We start from the raw sequence: 16896 nt of genomic DNA on the forward strand, positions 1-16896 counted from the left end.
GTTTTACTATTTTCATGAAAACGTGGAACAGCTCAAGGGCTTATCCAAAAAAAAGGAGGAGAAAGAACTTGAGTCAAAATAGATTGGTCCCGAATACCTTCTTGTATACCTTCAATTATGCGGAGGAAGAAGAACACCTATGTAAATTAGAAGTTCGTTCTCTATTTCGTGCTGACTTACATGCCTTTGTATTAGAGAGCAGTATAAATAGAGATCCAAGCAGGAGTCCTTTTATAAAAGAAAAAATAGCGGTTCTATTTACAGGTGATACGTTAGAAGAGCTAAAACAAAGGGTAGAGGCAATGCCTTCTTTGCCTAGTACGTATAAGGTAATCGGCATCAATTATCGGGACATCGATCCCCTTGATAAAATGGAATTTAATGATAGGAAAGGAATCGCTAGACAAATTGGATGCTTGGTTCCAGGTGCAGCAAGTCTTCATAATCCAGAGATAGTATTTGCTATTACCAAGTTAAAAGGAAAATGGTATTTCGGATACTATTCGGAAAATCAGGGTATGTGGCTTATTCATCAACAGAAACCTCATAACTACTCAACTGCACTAACTACCCGAATGGCTAGAGCGCTAGTAAATATTGCAGTTCCAGAATTAAGAGGAGTGAAGGTGATTGATCCATGCTGTGGCATCGGGACAGTATTGGTAGAGGCTTTATCGATGGGAGTTAATATAACAGGCAGTGATTATAATCCCTTAGTCATGAAGGGCATTCGGAACAATCTCGCCCATTTTGGACTTTCTGGTCCTGTATTTTTAAGGGATATCAGAGACATAACAGAAATGTATGATGTGGCAATTATCGACATGCCATATAATCTTTGCTCCGTTGTTTCCGATGAGGAAAAATTTGCAATGCTGCAAAGCGCCCGTCGCTTTGCTAAAAAAATGGTCATCGTAACGACTGAAGATATAGATGGAATACTGGGTGAAGCAGGTTTTGAAATAGTAGATCGGTGTGAAGTCCCAAAGGGAAAATTTATACGGCAAACAATCGTTTGCTGCTAAGGCATAGGGATGGAATAGATGAGGATTAACTTGTAGTTTAAATACTAGATGAACTAATATATGATAACAAACAAAACGATTGGATTTATTATCCAATCGTTTTGTTTGCAAAGTTGTTTTCTTCAACGAGCTCCCATTACTTTAAGTATATTTCTTAACAGGCTAATTCCCTTTCAATTCAATTATTATGGATATCTTCCTATTTCTAAATAGAGATATATTCAACATCAGATTATTTTTATTATACAAATTCACTTAACTTCCTTTACTTATTTTTGAAATCCCCTTCTTCTCAAATTAAATCTAATTTGTAATTTTTCTAAATTAAGATGAATAAACGATACCCCTGCTAATATTAGTAGTCCCCCTAATAGAGATACCTGTGTTGGTTTTTCACCAAGCCAAAACCACCCAATCACAAATGAAAGTGCTGGAGTTAAATAAAGCGAACTAGTTGCTACAGAGGACCCAACACGTAAAGTTAAGTAAGCTAATATTATATACGGAATAATGGTAGGGAATATCCCTAAATATATGACGCTTAAAGTGGACTCTAATGAAGAATTTGTAATTTCCCCTACTAAACCCGGGAGAAGAAAAAGCATACAAATAGTCCCAGCAATAATGGTATAAACAGTAAAGGCGAAAAAACCATACTTCTTAATATAATGCGTTTGAAAAACAAAATAAAAACTTTCTGATATTGATGCTATAAGAATAAATAAAATTCCACTGCCAGTTCCAAAACCCCATGTTCCTAAGGAAATCAAAGCTACTCCAAAAAAGCTAATAATAGATCCAATCCATTTTGATATTCCGAATTTTTCCTGGAGAAACCAACCAGCTAAAAAAGCGCAAATAACCGGTGTAGTTGAGACCAGTAAACTGGCAATTCCTGAACTAACTGTCTTTTCTCCTATATTTAATGCCAAATGGTATACAGTAAAGCCTAAAAATCCAAACAAAAATATAATGGGAATATCTTTAAATTCAGGCAATTTCATTTTAAAAATAATAGCAATTCCTATGAGTAATATGGAACCCACTAACATTCTAAATAGGGCAAGGTGCTCAGGTGTATAAGATTGTAATCCGACCCGAATCCCTGTAAAAGCTGATCCCCAAAGAAAAATTATAAGACAATTTGCCACTACTATCCTAATATTCAATTTATACGGCATATGTTCACATCCTCGATAAAATTTCCAACCAATTCTATTTTTCTTTCCCATAGTATTTAAGATTTGTTAAAATGTCTGCAACCAGTTAAAAAAGAAAAAAACCAACCACTTAAGTGATAAGGGAATTTTAATGGAGGTAAACGGAATTGGTATTGAAAATTAAAACTCCAAAATATCAACAAATAATCGATTTTATTAAAGAGAAAATATCTAATGGAGAGTGGCCAATCGGAAGTAAAATACCTAGCCAAAGAGTATTAGCAAAAAGATTCGAGGTTAATAGAAGTACAATTATTACTGCTTTGGAAGAGTTAATGGCTGATGGATTAATTGAGGCTAAAATTGGATTAGGCACATACGTAGCGAATAACACATGGACTTTATTGGCTACAAATCCACCACCTGATTGGGATGAACATGTAAAATCTGGATTACTTAGACCAAGTCAATCAACTGTACAGGAAATAAATTTGGCCGAATCTAATGCTGATCTTATACAACTTAGCAAAGGGGAGTTATCTAAAGATTTATTTCCCTTAGAAACAATGAAATCAGTGTTAAGAAGAGTATCTGACCAATTAGAGGCTTTTGGGTATGAAGAACCAAAAGGGTTTCTTCCTTTAAGAGAAGCTTTGAGTGATTATCTTAAAACTATCGGTATTCAGGCTTCCCCTTCTTCCATTTTAATTGTGTCTGGTGCATTACAGGCTCTGCAATTAATTTCAGTGGGGCTACTCCATAGAGGTTCAAGTGTTTTACTGGAACAACCTTCCTATCTTTATTCCCTTCGTGTTTTTCAATCTGCTGGGATGAAGCTTACAGGACTACCAATTGATGAAGATGGACTTATACCTAACTCTATTTCCATCACAAATAAACAACGCAACAGAGCCATTTTGTATTCCATTCCCTGTTTTCATAACCCTACAGGTATCTTAATGCCTGACAAACGACGCCAAGAGCTCCTTAGCATTTGTAAAAAGGAACAGCTTCCTATGATTGAAGACGATATTTATCGAGAATTATGGCTTGATGAAATTTCACCTTCTCCTATTAAGGCAAATGATAAACATGGTCATGTATTGTATTTAGGCAGTCTATCTAAATCGTTAAGCCCTGGTTTAAGGATTGGATGGATTGTTGGACCAGAACCAGTCATTGAACGATTATCCGATATAAAAATGCAGACAGATTATGGTTCCAGCTCCATATCTCAAAGAGTAGCAGCTGAATGGTTTAAAAGTGGGTTATATGAACAACACCTTGGCTTGGTACGAGAAGAGTTAAAAAAAAGACGGACAGTTATGTTAGAAACATTAGTATATTATTTAAGCGATATAGCTTCTTGGTATACACCAAAGGGTGGATTCTTTATTTGGTTAAAAATAACTTCAAAAATTTCCATGAAAGAACTTTATGTAAAAGCCTTAGACAGAGGCATATTACTGAACCCTGGAAGTATATATGGTCAAGATTCTAACCGTTATCTTCGCCTTTCTTATAGCTATGCCTCCATCGCTGACTTGAAAAAGGGAATTTACCAGTTAAGCAAAATTATAAGAGAACTTGTAGGTAGTTAGATTGTAAATATTTATGCTGTGAAAAAATTTGGCTTCTCATTCTAATGGTTACTTTACCTTGTTTATCTATTCCGCTTATAGCAAAAAAACAATTAAGAAATATGTACTTACTGCTCTAACAATGAGTGCATATCTTGTTCTAGAAGAAAAATTTTCAGTAAAGAAAAAATGGTGGTGGTTCCCGTAAAATATAAAACATAATGTCTTGGCCGAACTACTATTAATTAGTGAACCATTCTTTACTGGTTCTATTTGGATAGAAAGAAGTTTATCAGTAATAATTTAGGAATGTCGTTTTATAGATATTCCTATTTTTTCCTATTAGTAAAAATGTATCCCTTATTTAACGGACGGATCTTTTGGTTTAAGTAGCATTATTTACAAGCTTTCTTTTTTCTTACTTATGCTTTGGCTATTTAAACACTTCAAAACTTTCTAGCTAAACAAGCAATAACAAGACAGAATAGCTCACCAAACCAAGGAAAAAAGCAATGAAACTGCTCTCTCTTTCTTCTGGTAACTCTTCCTTCAGTACATTTAAAATTATCCCCCCTGCCAAGAATGCTGTGAGCATGGAAATATAAATTTCCTTTAATTCAGTAAATAAGCCAACCATCCATCCAAATAATATTGCTAATGTTAGTAACCATCTACCAAAATGGTCATATATTTCTTTGTGATCTTTTCTTAGACTGTGATCATTGGTAACAAAATGAACCGCCATTGCTAAGAAGTAGAATAACATTCCCCAATTGCTTCTATATGTTTCTCTAATCAAAAGATAACCAATTAGCGCGTTATATACAAAAAAAGATGTTATATGAATCCAAAATACACCGGTTTTCGATTTTTTCGTCCCACTTTCTTTTTTTGATTTTTTAACCATCTTTTCTAGTCCATAGAAAATAGTTAATCCCAGCAGAGCTATCAGATAGGCGTGATTCTCAAATAGGTGAAAAATTCCTTTATCTCCTAATTGCTCTAATACTCTTTGATGTTTGCTTAACTCGGGCATTAGATGGATAAATACATAAGAAACTGCTATACCACCAGCGATTGAGAGAAATCTACTTCTAGGTGAATCTTTGATAAACTTCATTGTTTTAGAAAAGAAATGAATAAAAATAAATCCAATTACAAAAACAAGACTTAGACTAATCGTCATTTTAATCCCACCAAATTTTTAGGTTAGTACAGTAAATAACCTAAATCTACATAACAAAACCATACTCAGAGATTTTGAGCCAGTTATTCTGCTAATTATAATATAGAAAAACATTGGAATATTGGTAGTAGGCATGGACATCTTTCTCAGAAATATCACATTAATTCCTTATTTAACAGCAAACACAAAAAATCTATTTTGAATAAGAATTGAACAAAATGGATTTTCTTCTGGATTTTGTCTTTTTATTTGAACTCATTTATTTAAGTGTAAAAATATATTTCTTATAGCAGGCATCAGAATTATAACTATTGAAATTTCCTGAATGAGATAAAAGTTACATACCAAATAACAAGCAAACTAACACCCCGATTGCACGATGACAATATTTATTGTTAAGAAGCGATTAGGGGTGTTATTTGCTATATTGCAAGCTAGCAAATTTACATGTATTTATAGTGTTTTTTTCACAAAACGGAATTACCTACTATTAATCTACCTGACTTTTTTGTTTTATCAGAAGGATAAGGGGTATATATTTCCATAAGCAATATATCAAGTTAGAGGTAATGGTAAAAAGTAAATGAAAGAAAAAGGATGGATAGCCAACATGTTGTTGAATAAAAAGATACTACTGTTCTTCAGTTTAATCGGGCTCTGCCTTTTATCTGCTTGTGCCGAAAAGGAGAAGCTTGCAGATGGATCTGAACTGATTAATAAAAATCAATTTGTTTTTGCTGCTTCTGGTGAGTTTAAGCCATTTAGTTATATAAATAACGATCTCACCATGTCAGGATTTGATGTTGAAGTTGGCGAAGCACTTGCAAAAGAAATGGGACTTGAACCAGTTCAGAAGCGAATTAAATTCAAAGGGATTGTAGAAGGGGTGAAAACAGGACGTGCAGATGCAGCCGTTGCCAGTCACACGATTAATCCGCAGCGGAGCAAACATGTTGCCTTCAGTACTCCTTACTACTACTCGGGTCCGCAAATTTTCACCAGACCAGATAGTTCAATTAAGACGGTCGACGATTTAAAGGGAAAGGAAGTAGCTGTTGCAAAAGGTTCTACATATGCCGATACTGCCTCCAAGTATACGGACAAAATAAAAACATATGACAGTGATATTACGGCTTTACAAGCGTTAAGCAGCGGTCGACATGATGCAGTAATCACCGATTTTGTAACAGGGAAAAGTGCTGCACAGGAAGGGTTTAAGATTAAAGCACAGCAGTTAATTGATCGCAGTGAACAAGCGATAGTTCTTCCCCAAGATAATCCAAAACTATTGAAGCGAGTAAACCAAGCCTTGGAAAAACTCCGAGAGGATGGGACACTTACTCGCATTAGCATGAAATATTTTGGAGAGGACATTACGACTAAACCAGAATAAATTTATACCAGAATAGAAAGGAAGTAATACTTTGCCAAGTTTTTCACATTTTTTTAACATACTAGCGGAAACAAAAGGTGTATTCCTAAAAGCTATGCTTTTGACATTAGAGCTGACAGCTGTTTCGATCGTACTCGGAATCGTCATTGGGCTGATCTTTGCCTTATTAAAAATTTCTAAAATCAAAGTGCTGGAGTTTATTTCCGATGCATATGTCTATTTGGTTCGCGGGACACCGCTGATTGTTCAAATATTTATTCTCTATTTCGGAATAAGTGGAATTTTCCTTCTTCCTGATTTTTGGGCTGCTTCCCTTGCTTTAGCATTCCATAATGGAGCTTATATTTCCGAGATTCTTCGTGGTGCAATTCAGGCAGTTGATAAAGGTCAGTTAGAAGCAGGACGTTCTTTGGGAATGACAAAGGCGCTGACATTAAGGAGAATTATTCTTCCACAGGCATTTAGACGCGCGCTGCCACCATTAGGTAATCAATTTATCATTAGTTTAAAAGATTCTTCGCTAGCTGCATTTATCTCCATGAATGAGTTGTTCAATGTAGCAACAACACTAGGATCCAATAATTTTGACGAAATGACCTATTTACTCATTGTAGCTGTCTACTATTTAGTACTGGTAGCGCTGTTGACATTTGTAGTAAACCGAATTGAATTAAAATTAGCAGTAAGCGACAGATAGGAGCGAAGAAATTGGACAAGAAAGAAATGATCAGAATAAACCAATTGAATAAATCATTTGGAGACTTACATGTATTGAAAAATATCGATTTAACTGTTTATGAAAGTGATGTCGTTTGTTTAATAGGATCAAGTGGTTCAGGGAAAAGTACCCTCCTTCGCTGTTTGAATTTTTTAGAAAAAAAGGATAATGGCAGCATTATCATTGAGGGGAATGAGGTCAATCCAAGCACAGACAACTTGAACAAAATTAGGGAAAAGGTAGGAATGGTCTTTCAAAATTTCAACTTATTCCCACACAAAACCGTATTGGAGAATATTATTGAAGCACCTATCATGGTAAAGGGTGTAGACAAAGATAAAGCTATCTCCAAAGCAAAACAGTTACTGCAAAAAGTAGATTTAGAGGATAAGGCAGATGTTTATCCTAGTAAACTATCAGGTGGGCAAAAGCAGCGGGTAGCCATTGCCAGAGCACTTGCAATGGAACCAGACATTATGCTCTTTGATGAGCCGACATCAGCGCTGGATCCAGAGCTAGTGGGAGAGGTATTAACAACGATGAAAGACTTGGCAGAAGAAGGAATGACCATGGTAGTTGTAACCCACGAAATGGGATTTGCTAAAGAAGTAGCAGATAGTATTGTGTATATGCATGATGGAAAGATTATTGAACACGGAACAGCTGAGCAATTTTTTAACAATCCAAAAGAAGAAAGAACGCAAGAATTTTTAAAAGCTACGATGCTTAAATAACAAAGAAGTCCTGTCTAAAAGTATAGACAGGACTTCTTTGTTATTGTATTTGTAAATTGGATAAATTTCGTAAAATACGCTTGTAAATCTAAAGAAGACAGCCACTGATGATTCATTTTAATAGAGCTAAGAAGAGCATAATATTCTTTTTCTAAAGACAGACCATAAAAGCAAGAATGAGGACGAAATGGTGGCAGATTACTTGTTAAAATAGGTCCAATAAAAGATTTGGAGGAAAATTAAAATGAATAAGATGAAGGAATTCAAGGAACTACATTTTTCAGAGGATTTATTATTTCTTGGAAACGCCTGGGATCTTCTTTCAGCTTTAACGCTAGAAAAGGCCGGATTTAAAGCAATTGGTACAACTAGTTGGGGAATTGCTAACTCATTAGGATATTCAGATGGAGAATTAATTGATTTTGATCGACACTTAGCTATAATCAAAACGATTACAGAGAATGTAAAAATCCCTGTTTCCGCTGATATTGAAGCTGGATACAGTGAGGATCTAGATAAAATTATTAATAATGTATTAAGGACAGCTGAGATTGGAGTTGCTGGTATCAATATAGAGGATTCACTGAAAAAATCAAATGAATTGAGAGAAATAACGCAGCATTGTAAACTAATGGAAAAAATGAGGGCAGCCTTAGATAGAAATGGTTATAAAGACTTTTATATCAACGCCAGAACGGATACTTACCTAAAAAGGAAAAACCCCTTGCTGGAAACAATGGAACGAGCTCATGCATATGTGGAGAGTGGTGCCAGTGGAATTTTTGTTCCTGGGTTAAGAGAGGATAAAGAGATTAAAGAAATTACAAAGAATGTTAGCGCTCCACTAAATCTATTATCTTTACCTGGGCTGACGAATTGTAATATGCTTAAAGAATTAGGAGTAAGACGATTTAGTTTTGGAAACGCCCTATCTGATAGTGTAATTGTTCATTTAGAAAAAAAGGTTGGCGAATTATTAGAGTTCAAGGATACGTCCTCTTTGTATGAAAAAGAAGCACTAGGGTGAAAGGATAGTGGTTTATATGTCGACTAATCTCAATCTTTCATTTGAAGAGATGTGGGAGAAAATCATCAATTGTGATCGTAAATATGATGGGATTTTTTTTACCGCAGTAAAAACAACAAAAATATATTGCCGTCCTTCCTGCAGATCACGGAAGCCTAAAAAGAAAAATGTTGAATTTTACTATGATAGGAATGAAGTTGAAAAAGCTGGGTATCGTCCTTGCAAAAGGTGCCAGCCAGAAGTTGAGCATTCTCCTCATATTGAACTTGTCAGAAATATCATTACCTTCCTGGTCAATCATTATAAACAAAATTTGATATTAAAGGATATAGCAGCCCATGTCGGTTTGAGTCCCTTTTATTTGGAGCGATTGTTTAAAAAGGAAACTGCTGAAACCCCACGTGCTTATTTAGAAAAAATACGCATTGATAAAGCGGCCTACCTTCTCAAAAGCACTGCTATGACAAACCTAGAAATTTGTTATGAGGTGGGTTTCCAGAGTTCCTCTAATTTTTACAAAGTATTTAGAAGCATAAAAAACTGTTCTCCTAGTGAATATCGCAAGGGATACCAACATGAATTGGATTGATTATGAATCTTATATCGAGATTTATCCTCCAAAGGAATTTAATTTTGAAGAGTGTTTAGTTTTTTTAGGCAGATCCAATCAGGAAGTGCTTCATCGGATGGAAGAGGGATTTTTATACAAATTGATAAAAGTGAATGAATCGTTGATTTTATGTAAAGTTGGATCAATCGATCATGCCATAAAGGTCGAATTTCCATTGAATCCAGCATCCAATGACATACACAAAAAAGTGGCGGAGTATATTTGGGAATGGTTTGATTTGGATCAGGATTTGGAGAGCTTTTACCAAGTTGCAGATAAAGATAAAGTGTTAAGGCAGCTTACCCATAAATACCATGGTTTAAGGATTATGTGCATTCCTGACTTATTTGAGGCGGCCGTGTGGGCAATTATGGGTCAGCAAATTAATTTAACATTTGCCTATACCTTAAAGAAACGCTTCGTTGAAAAGTATGGCGAAAGCCTAACATTCCAAGAGGAAACATTGTGGTTATTCCCCTCATTTGAAAAAATTGCGTCTATCCATGTCGATGATTTAAGGGAACTTCAATTTACTACAAGGAAGGCTGAATACATCATTGGCATTGCTAAAGATATGCAAAGCGGCAAATTAACAAAAGAATTATTACTTATGAAGCAAGATAATTATCAAGTAAAAAAATCTCTTCTGTTGATAAGAGGGATAGGAGCATGGACGGCAGAGTATGTCATGATGAAATGCCTCCACTACACCTCCTCCTTCCCAGTTTCAGATGTCGGCCTTCATAATGCCTTAAAGAATGTATTAGAGCTTAAGAGTAAACCGACTATAGAAAAAACGAAAGAATTAGCAGAAGGTTGGAAAGGCTGGCAGGCATATGCAACTTTTTATCTTTGGAGGTCATTATATGACAAAAATATATAAATTAGATTATGAATCGCCGATTGGAATGATAGAAATAATTGGTACCCATGAAACAATTATTTCTATTTTATTTTCTGAAGAGAATGATAAGAGTGTGAATTTATTACAACCAGAAACTCCTCTCGTTTTAATAGAATGCTATAACCAGCTCGACGAATATTTTAAAGGCAAGCGCCATGAATTTTCCATCCCATACCAATTGGAAGGAACAGATTTTCAAAGCGCGGTATGGAACGCTTTAATAAAAATACCGTATGCTGAAACGGGGTCCTATAAGGATATAGCCATGTCCATTGGGAATGCAAGAGCGATTAGAGCTGTAGGAAGCGCAAATGGAAAAAACAAGTTAAGCATTGTCATTCCTTGTCACAGAGTAATCGGATCAAATGGGACATTAACTGGCTATGCAGGAGGTTTATGGAGGAAAGAATGGCTGCTTCAACATGAGAAAACGTATCACAAGTAATTGAAATGTTAATGATAATCCACACCAATCATTAAAGATTGGTATGGATTTTTTAGTTTTATTATAGAAGAGAGTAATAATAGTTCCTTTTATTACTCAATAGGGTGATGGTTTCAGCTATCATTTTTACTCCCCATTTTATTTGATGATCTTGTACTTGTGATATACATAAACGGATGAGATTATCCTTCTTGTAGTTGGTCAAGAACATTCTATCCGCATCATCAATTAATATCAGTTTTTCAGATAATAAAAAAGCTAGTCTTTTGGCTGATACATTTTCAGGTAAATAAATAGAGAGATAAAAACCGCTGTCCGGTTGCGTGTAATGTGTCCCCTCAGGAAGTAATTCTTCACAAGCACTTTTTAGTAATTGCATTCTATGAAAATAAACTTCTTTTATTTTTTTAATATGACTTTTATACATCCCGCTTTTTAAATAGATTTCTAACGCACCTTGTGAAAGGACGGAACTATTAAAGTCCGAACTAAATTTATAGCGTAAGAAGTTATTTATCATTATTTTTGGCAATACCACTCCAGCAATACGCAGCCCTGGAAGAAATACCTTTGAGAAACTTTTAATATAAATGACTCTTCCAGAAGTGTCATAAGAGAATAATGGATCAGATTTTTTGTTGCGGTCTAATTCACCCAAAAAGTCGTCTTCCACAATATAAACGTCATACTTATTTGCCAGCTCCACTATTTTTTTCTTCTCATTATTCGTATAAGAATGTCCAAGGGGGTTATGAAATCTTGGAATGATATAGAAAAACTTAATGTTATTATTTTTAAAAATATATTCAAGGCGGTCTAAATCGATACCGTTCATGGAGAGTTCTATCCCAAAGGTGGAAACTTGATGTATTTGCAGTGATTCAATCATGCCAAAATAGGTTGGCTGCTCAATAAGAATATTTTTTTTGCCGTTTGGAAAAGGGAGTGCTGTAAGCAGATGGATAGCTTGTTGCGAGCCTGAAACAATTACAACACGATCAGGATCGGTGAATACTTGTGAATCTTGAAGATTTTTAACTATTTCTGTACGTAAGGAGTAAAAGCCTTGATGATCTGAATAGGTGAATATATCCTTTTTGTATATTTCGATAGCTTGATTTAAGCAATGCTGAAATTCTAGATAAGGAATTAAATGGTTGTCTGGTCCAGCTGATAAAAAATCAACAATGGTAGAATCCTCGGCAGAGAGGGCAAATTCATTTACGATATAATAGCCGCTTTGAGGTATTGCATAAACTAAGTGTTCTTTTTCTAGCTCACTGTAAGCTTTAATCACAGTATTTTTACTACAGGAAAACGTTTCAGACAACTGGCGAACAGAAGGTAATTTACTACCAGCGACAAGTGTCCCATTTGTAAGTTGATTCTTAATTTCCTCTACAATTTTTTTGTATTTTGTGCTCAAAATAATGGCCAACCTCCTCAAACTGTACCATGACAGATTTAGAAAATAGATATGTATATTTGGTTTCTGTATCAGGTATTATCTAAATTATAGCAAAACTGTCACTGTATATTTAGGTTTCTTAAGACAGAAAAAAATAGTAGGAGGAAAACGAATGGAAAAGGAAAAATTGGGGTTATTATTAGGCTTGGTGGGAGTAATTTGTTTTAGTTTAACCTTGCCAGCTACCAGTATTTCTGTTGAATATTTTGGTACTACCGTGGTTGGATTAGGAAGAACGGTTCTTGCAGCAATTATAGCTGGTATCGTGCTTGTTGTTGGAAAGGAGAGAGTTCCTAATCGGCAGCAATTTAAAAGTATCCTAATTGTTGCCATGGGCGCTGTCTTAGGATTTCCATTACTAACTTCATGGGCAATGCAAGCACTACCAGTTTCGCATGGAGCGGTTGAAGTGGCTTTATTGCCATTAGCTACAGCAGGGATTGCGATGTTAAGAGCTGGAGAAAAACCTTCAGTGAGATTTTGGATTGCCAGTCTAATCGGTGCCGGTGCCGTAATTTTTTATGCAGTTAATTTAGGTTTTGGCAAACTTCAGTTTGCAGATTTGGCACTTTTGACAGCAGTCATTATTTTAGGTTTTAGTTATGCCGAAGGGGGCAAGCTTTCCAAAGAAATAGGAAGTTGGCAAGTAATAGCATGGGCCATCGTTATTGGAGCGCCATTTTTCGTCATTCCAGTTGTAATGGATTTTTCTGTTGAAATGTTAACTGCCCCATTTCAAGCTTGGGTTAGCTTAATCTATTTAGCTATTGTAAGCCAGTTTTTAGCATACATTGTTTGGTATGGCGGCATGGCATTAGGAGGTGTTGCAAGGGTTAGCCAGCTTCAATATATACAACCTTTTATTATGATTATCTTTGCAACAATCTTTTTAGATGAGTCGATAACGCTTGTAACGATCGTAACAGCAATAATTGTAGTCGTTTCGGTAATCGTTGGGAAAAATACTCCGATATCAAAAAAGACATCACCCTCAGATAGAATAAAAAATATTGATTTAAGATAAATGAAAATATAAAGAATCAGTAAAAAGAAAAATTGCGTTTTTTCTATTTTACGACGAAGTAGTTAATCTGATAATTTGATGCCCGGGAGGTGGATGATACTCACAACCTCCTTTTTAAAAAGAAACGCTGTTTTCGCAAACTTTGTTGTTTTTCTCATAGATGAAAGAGAACTCCGAGGGAAGTTCCCTTTCTAACTAGACTTTTTTAAATTTCTATTGTTCCAATGATAGTTTTAATACGTTCTTGCTCTTCGCCCTTATCTAAGTATTCGAAAAATCCCAGTCGATTACCCCAAGGGTCTGTGAAAGTTCCCCATTTCACTGGTACTTCAGGTCTTGAATGTATTTCAAAACTATCAATCTTTAATTCATCTATCAGTCTGTCTCTTTCAGCTTCAATGTTAGTAACTCCTAAACGTAAAGGTCCGTTACCCTCGGTAAGAGTTCCTTCTGCGACCTGCAACCAACAACCAGGAATGAGTTCCCACTCAGCAAATCCCTCGTGTGGAGTGAAATCAGGCTTCTTATTAAGCAGTGTTTCATACCACTTTTGCCCTTCTTCAATATTGGCAACTCTAACCTGAGTAGTCATTTCAAAAATCATCTATATCCCTCCTAAATATGTATTATCAAATATAATAATACATATTTAGAGATTAATTTTCTTTAGGTAATAGCCAATTTAGATTATATACCTAATATAAAATCTCTTCATCTTCGATTTAACACATAATAGGATACCTCTCCACTTTTAGATAAAGCAGAAATAGTCTTTGCCATGTTTTCAATTAGGTTATCTCTTTCTTAAGGTTCTATAGGACTTTAAGATCATCTTTTAATTTTCCTCACTTGTCTCTTTCGAATAATTACGTACAAAAAATAGGTGTTCTCCGCTGGATAAATAATCCACGTCACTAAAATATTGCATATCGTTATTTGCTATAATCCATATTAGTTTAGGCGAGAATCTCTTTTATTCTAATATTAAAATCTAGATAAAAAATGGCTTCCCTAACTTGAAAAAAATGGTTAATATATGGATGATTACATGTGGACACACAAAAAACATATCCATAGCTTAAGTTTAAGTTAGGAATAAACTGCCGCATGAAACAAAGGAGTATAACATGAGAAAACGCAGTATTACTGTCAAGTTATTCGCTGTAACGTCTATATTCTTTTTGGTGTTTTACGTCATGATTATGATATTTCAGCTAGTATTCTTTGACCGTTTTTATCAACATCATAAAACGAAAGAAGCAGCAAAGCATATCCATCAGTTAGCAGAAGGATATGAGCAAAATTCTTGGAGCGAAGCAGAACTGACAAAACAGACATTGTCCTACATAAAGAAGACAAAAAGCCCGTTGACGATTGTGGACACAGAAGGTTATCAGTTGGTACAAGATCCTTTTAATATCATGTTGGATACAGAGGATGGCAAAATTGTGGAAGTATCACTTTCATTACTCATCACAGATTATGGAAAACAAGTACAAGCATTGAATATTGCAAAGGGGGATACAGTGATTGTACAAGGGGAAACAGATGCTCTAGTTTCTTCAGTCATTTATCCATCTATTATTACGAAGAATAGCTCTAGTGTTGGGGAAAGTCAGGCCGAGAATGAAGTGACCATTAAAGGGAAGGTAAAAAGTATTTCGCTGCCTAAAGGGAAAGTGGCAAGTAGAGGGCTAGGAATTCTCTATGATGCACTATTGGAATGGTTCCCTCTTCAAGAGAAGCAGATAAAGCAGCTTTCCAGAGGAGAAAGCCTAAAGTTAGACTGGGTAGAGTCATGGAGTGGAAAACATTATTTAGTATTAATGGAGCCAATCAAGAAAGACGGAGAAATGCAAATTATGTTCTCTGTCACATCTCTTCAAGAAATCAGAGATACCAATGAATCGCTCCGAATATTTTATGTATATATCGGAATTGCTGGCTTTATTCTCATCCTTTTATTGTCGTTATTCTTCTCCCGTCTTGTTAGTAGACCACTGATTAAGCTGAATGAAATGGCAAAAAAAATGGTGCATCTAGACTTCTCATCGCTGAAACCGATTAAGCAGAAGGATGAGCTGGGGAGTCTGGCGAACAATATGCTTGTTATGGCGCAGAACTTGGATGTTGCATTAAATGGTTTGAAAGAAGCCAATGGAAAGCTGAAAGAGGATATGGAAAAGCGTCTGCAAATGGAGAAGGAGCAGCGTGAATTTTTCGAACATGCTTCCCATGAGCTGAAGACCCCTCTGAGTATTGTCAAAAGCTTTGCAGAAGGGCTGCAAGATGGAGTCAGTCCAGATAAACAGGATCACTATATAGAAGTAATTATTGAGGAATCAGAAAAGATGGAAGTGCTGATTAAAAATATGCTGGATTTGGCTAAGTTGGAGAACGGTGTAATCAAACTACGAAAAACATCTTTCTTGCTTAGTGAAATGATTGAGGATTTGGCAAATAAACTATTTTGTATAGCTAGAGAGAAAAATGTGGTAATTGAAATCATGCCGAAGAATGAACAGCATATTTTGGCAGATTATGAGTGGATGGAACGAGTAATGAAGAATCTTCTTATTAATGCGATCCGCCACAGCGAACCTGACTCTGTCATTAGAATTTGTATCGAATTGGATCAAGAAAGTGGCAACAGTGTGTTTCAAATCGAGAATACAGGTCCACAGATACCAGAAGAGCAGCTGGATAAAATCTGGAAACGTTTCTATCGAGCTGAATCTTCTCGCAGCCGAATGACTGGTGGTACAGGATTAGGATTGGCCATTGTTCAGCAAATACTCAGCCTGCATGGCTTTCATTATGGAGCAGAAAACATACCAGGCGGTGTACGTTTCTATATTCACTTTCGTTAATGGTAATAATTTCTTATAGGACACATGAAAGACATATAACCTTGTTAATATCTTTAAATTGGAAGGAAGATTCACGATGGGGAAGAAAGTATTGCTTGTCGAGGATGAAGTGAGAATTCGAGAAGTCGTAGCTGATTATTTTAAAAAGGACGGCTGGGAAGTGTATGAAACGGATAATGGCAGCAGTGCAATAGATTGGTTTGATGCCATATATCCTGATTTAGTTATTCTTGATATTATGATGCCACAAATGGATGGATTTGCTGTTACCAAGCAGGTTCGCATGAGCTCTGGCGTACCCATTATTTTGCTGACAGCGAAATCCAGTGATGATGATAAAATCCATGGCTTTGAACTTGGAGCTGATGATTATGTTACCAAGCCGTTCAGTCCAAAAGTGTTAGTAGCACGTGCTAATTCCTTAATGAAACGGGCAAAAGAGCATTATTTGCCGACTGGTCATATGATAAGCTTCGGTGAGGCAATTGTTAATACTAAGTCTCATCAACTTCAGCTTGCAGGTCAACAAGTCGAATTAACGCCAAAAGAATATGAATTATTAGTTTTCTTACTTCAGCATAAAAATAATGTCCTTTCACGTGAAACAATTTTGAATCATGTATGGGGATTCGACTTCGATGGTGATAGTCGAGTTGTGGATACACATATTAAAAAGCTTAGGGCTAAATTAAGCTTTGAATCCCATCATATCCGGACTGTTATTGGAACAGGCTATAAGTTTGAATAAAAGA

The 16896-nt window shown here is 35.6% G+C and carries 16 protein-coding genes; 12 read left to right on the forward strand and 4 right to left on the reverse strand.

Features of this window, described 5'->3' with window-relative positions; translation table 11 throughout:
• Positions 1 to 68 precede the first annotated feature (68 nt).
• A complete protein-coding gene (locus NiCM35_RS25115; protein WP_249928534.1) occupies positions 69 to 1025 on the forward strand; it encodes a TRM11 family SAM-dependent methyltransferase in 957 nt (318 codons plus the stop codon).
• A 269-nt stretch (positions 1026 to 1294) separates the two neighbouring features.
• Here NiCM35_RS25115 and NiCM35_RS25120 read toward each other — a convergent pair whose 3' ends face one another.
• Positions 1295 to 2206, reverse strand: a complete 912-nt coding sequence (locus NiCM35_RS25120) for a DMT family transporter (protein WP_123258601.1) — start codon at positions 2204 to 2206, stop codon at positions 1295 to 1297.
• Between the two features lie 146 nt (positions 2207 to 2352).
• Here NiCM35_RS25120 and NiCM35_RS25125 point away from each other — a divergent pair, with 146 nt between their 5' ends.
• A complete protein-coding gene (locus tag NiCM35_RS25125) occupies positions 2353 to 3786 on the forward strand; it encodes an aminotransferase-like domain-containing protein (protein ID WP_123258600.1) in 1434 nt (477 codons plus the stop codon).
• A gap of 439 nt (positions 3787 to 4225) precedes the next feature.
• On the opposite strand, the gene NiCM35_RS25130 is transcribed toward NiCM35_RS25125, so the two are convergent.
• Entirely contained in the window at positions 4226 to 4951 is a 726-nt protein-coding gene (locus NiCM35_RS25130) for a ZIP family transporter (RefSeq protein ID WP_123258599.1), read from the reverse strand.
• A 610-nt stretch (positions 4952 to 5561) separates the two neighbouring features.
• Here NiCM35_RS25130 and NiCM35_RS25135 point away from each other — a divergent pair.
• From NiCM35_RS25135 to NiCM35_RS25165, 7 genes are all read left to right on the forward strand, one after another.
• Positions 5562 to 6344 carry a transporter substrate-binding domain-containing protein gene (locus tag NiCM35_RS25135; protein ID WP_123258598.1) on the forward strand — a complete coding sequence of 261 codons (783 nt, stop codon included), beginning with the start codon at positions 5562 to 5564 and terminating at the stop codon, positions 6342 to 6344.
• Between the two features lie 31 nt (positions 6345 to 6375).
• Positions 6376 to 7041, forward strand: coding sequence for an amino acid ABC transporter permease (locus NiCM35_RS25140; RefSeq protein WP_095329327.1), 666 nt, complete (start codon positions 6376 to 6378; stop codon positions 7039 to 7041).
• Between the two features lie 26 nt (positions 7042 to 7067).
• Positions 7068 to 7796: an amino acid ABC transporter ATP-binding protein gene (locus NiCM35_RS25145; RefSeq protein WP_061797312.1), complete on the forward strand. Its 729-nt coding sequence runs from the start codon at positions 7068 to 7070 to the stop codon at positions 7794 to 7796.
• 244 nt (positions 7797 to 8040) lie between these two features.
• Positions 8041 to 8823, forward strand: coding sequence for an isocitrate lyase/PEP mutase family protein (locus NiCM35_RS25150; RefSeq protein ID WP_123260218.1), 783 nt, complete (start codon positions 8041 to 8043; stop codon positions 8821 to 8823).
• A 16-nt stretch (positions 8824 to 8839) separates the two neighbouring features.
• Positions 8840 to 9412 (forward strand): bifunctional transcriptional activator/DNA repair enzyme AdaA, encoded by a 573-nt coding sequence (locus NiCM35_RS25155; RefSeq protein WP_123258596.1) that lies wholly within the window; start codon positions 8840 to 8842, stop codon positions 9410 to 9412.
• Positions 9399 to 10316: a DNA-3-methyladenine glycosylase family protein gene (locus NiCM35_RS25160; RefSeq protein WP_433780861.1), complete on the forward strand. Its 918-nt coding sequence runs from the start codon at positions 9399 to 9401 to the stop codon at positions 10314 to 10316. The genes NiCM35_RS25155 and NiCM35_RS25160 overlap by 14 nt, the downstream gene beginning before the upstream one ends.
• Positions 10300 to 10782, forward strand: coding sequence for a methylated-DNA--[protein]-cysteine S-methyltransferase (locus tag NiCM35_RS25165; RefSeq protein WP_123258594.1), 483 nt, complete (start codon positions 10300 to 10302; stop codon positions 10780 to 10782). The genes NiCM35_RS25160 and NiCM35_RS25165 overlap by 17 nt, the downstream gene beginning before the upstream one ends.
• A 61-nt stretch (positions 10783 to 10843) precedes the next feature.
• Here the strand turns inward: NiCM35_RS25165 and NiCM35_RS25170 are convergent, their stop codons facing one another.
• Entirely contained in the window at positions 10844 to 12208 is a 1365-nt protein-coding gene (locus NiCM35_RS25170) for an aminotransferase-like domain-containing protein (RefSeq protein ID WP_123258593.1), read from the reverse strand.
• A 154-nt stretch (positions 12209 to 12362) separates the two neighbouring features.
• Between NiCM35_RS25170 and NiCM35_RS25175 the strand changes: the two genes are divergently transcribed.
• Positions 12363 to 13274: a DMT family transporter gene (locus NiCM35_RS25175; protein WP_171510226.1), complete on the forward strand. Its 912-nt coding sequence runs from the start codon at positions 12363 to 12365 to the stop codon at positions 13272 to 13274.
• A 205-nt stretch (positions 13275 to 13479) separates the two neighbouring features.
• Here NiCM35_RS25175 and NiCM35_RS25180 read toward each other — a convergent pair whose 3' ends face one another.
• Positions 13480 to 13878, reverse strand: a complete 399-nt coding sequence (locus NiCM35_RS25180) for a VOC family protein (protein WP_123258591.1) — start codon at positions 13876 to 13878, stop codon at positions 13480 to 13482.
• A gap of 523 nt (positions 13879 to 14401) precedes the next feature.
• Between NiCM35_RS25180 and NiCM35_RS25185 the strand changes: the two genes are divergently transcribed.
• Both NiCM35_RS25185 and NiCM35_RS25190 read left to right on the forward strand, forming a co-directional pair.
• Positions 14402 to 16144 carry a sensor histidine kinase gene (locus NiCM35_RS25185; protein WP_095329332.1) on the forward strand — a complete coding sequence of 581 codons (1743 nt, stop codon included), beginning with the start codon at positions 14402 to 14404 and terminating at the stop codon, positions 16142 to 16144.
• A gap of 76 nt (positions 16145 to 16220) precedes the next feature.
• Positions 16221 to 16892, forward strand: a complete 672-nt coding sequence (locus NiCM35_RS25190) for a response regulator transcription factor (protein WP_095329333.1) — start codon at positions 16221 to 16223, stop codon at positions 16890 to 16892.
• The last annotated feature ends 4 nt before the right edge of the window (positions 16893 to 16896 follow it).

Origin of the sequence: Niallia sp. M35 (assembly GCF_050971705.1) — a bacterium.
Lineage (GTDB): Bacteria > Bacillota > Bacilli > Bacillales > Cytobacillaceae > Niallia > Niallia circulans_A.

Excerpts from the sequence above, each read along its gene's own strand:
- NiCM35_RS25150 (WP_123260218.1), top strand. The coding sequence starts at position 8,041 with ATGAATAAGATGAAGGAATTCAAGGAACTACATTTTTCAGAGGATTTA.
- NiCM35_RS25155 (WP_123258596.1), top strand. The coding sequence starts at position 8,840 with ATGTCGACTAATCTCAATCTTTCATTTGAAGAGATGTGGGAGAAAATC.
- NiCM35_RS25190 (WP_095329333.1), top strand. The coding sequence starts at position 16,221 with ATGGGGAAGAAAGTATTGCTTGTCGAGGATGAAGTGAGAATTCGAGAA.
- NiCM35_RS25120 (WP_123258601.1), bottom strand. The coding sequence starts at position 2,206 with ATGCCGTATAAATTGAATATTAGGATAGTAGTGGCAAATTGTCTTATA.
- NiCM35_RS25165 (WP_123258594.1), top strand. The coding sequence starts at position 10,300 with ATGACAAAAATATATAAATTAGATTATGAATCGCCGATTGGAATGATA.
- NiCM35_RS25160 (WP_433780861.1), top strand. The coding sequence starts at position 9,399 with ATGAATTGGATTGATTATGAATCTTATATCGAGATTTATCCTCCAAAG.
- NiCM35_RS25175 (WP_171510226.1), top strand. The coding sequence starts at position 12,363 with ATGGAAAAGGAAAAATTGGGGTTATTATTAGGCTTGGTGGGAGTAATT.
- NiCM35_RS25130 (WP_123258599.1), bottom strand. The coding sequence starts at position 4,951 with ATGACGATTAGTCTAAGTCTTGTTTTTGTAATTGGATTTATTTTTATT.
- NiCM35_RS25145 (WP_061797312.1), top strand. The coding sequence starts at position 7,068 with ATGATCAGAATAAACCAATTGAATAAATCATTTGGAGACTTACATGTA.
- NiCM35_RS25185 (WP_095329332.1), top strand. The coding sequence starts at position 14,402 with ATGAGAAAACGCAGTATTACTGTCAAGTTATTCGCTGTAACGTCTATA.
- NiCM35_RS25135 (WP_123258598.1), top strand. The coding sequence starts at position 5,562 with ATGTTGTTGAATAAAAAGATACTACTGTTCTTCAGTTTAATCGGGCTC.
- NiCM35_RS25180 (WP_123258591.1), bottom strand. The coding sequence starts at position 13,878 with ATGATTTTTGAAATGACTACTCAGGTTAGAGTTGCCAATATTGAAGAA.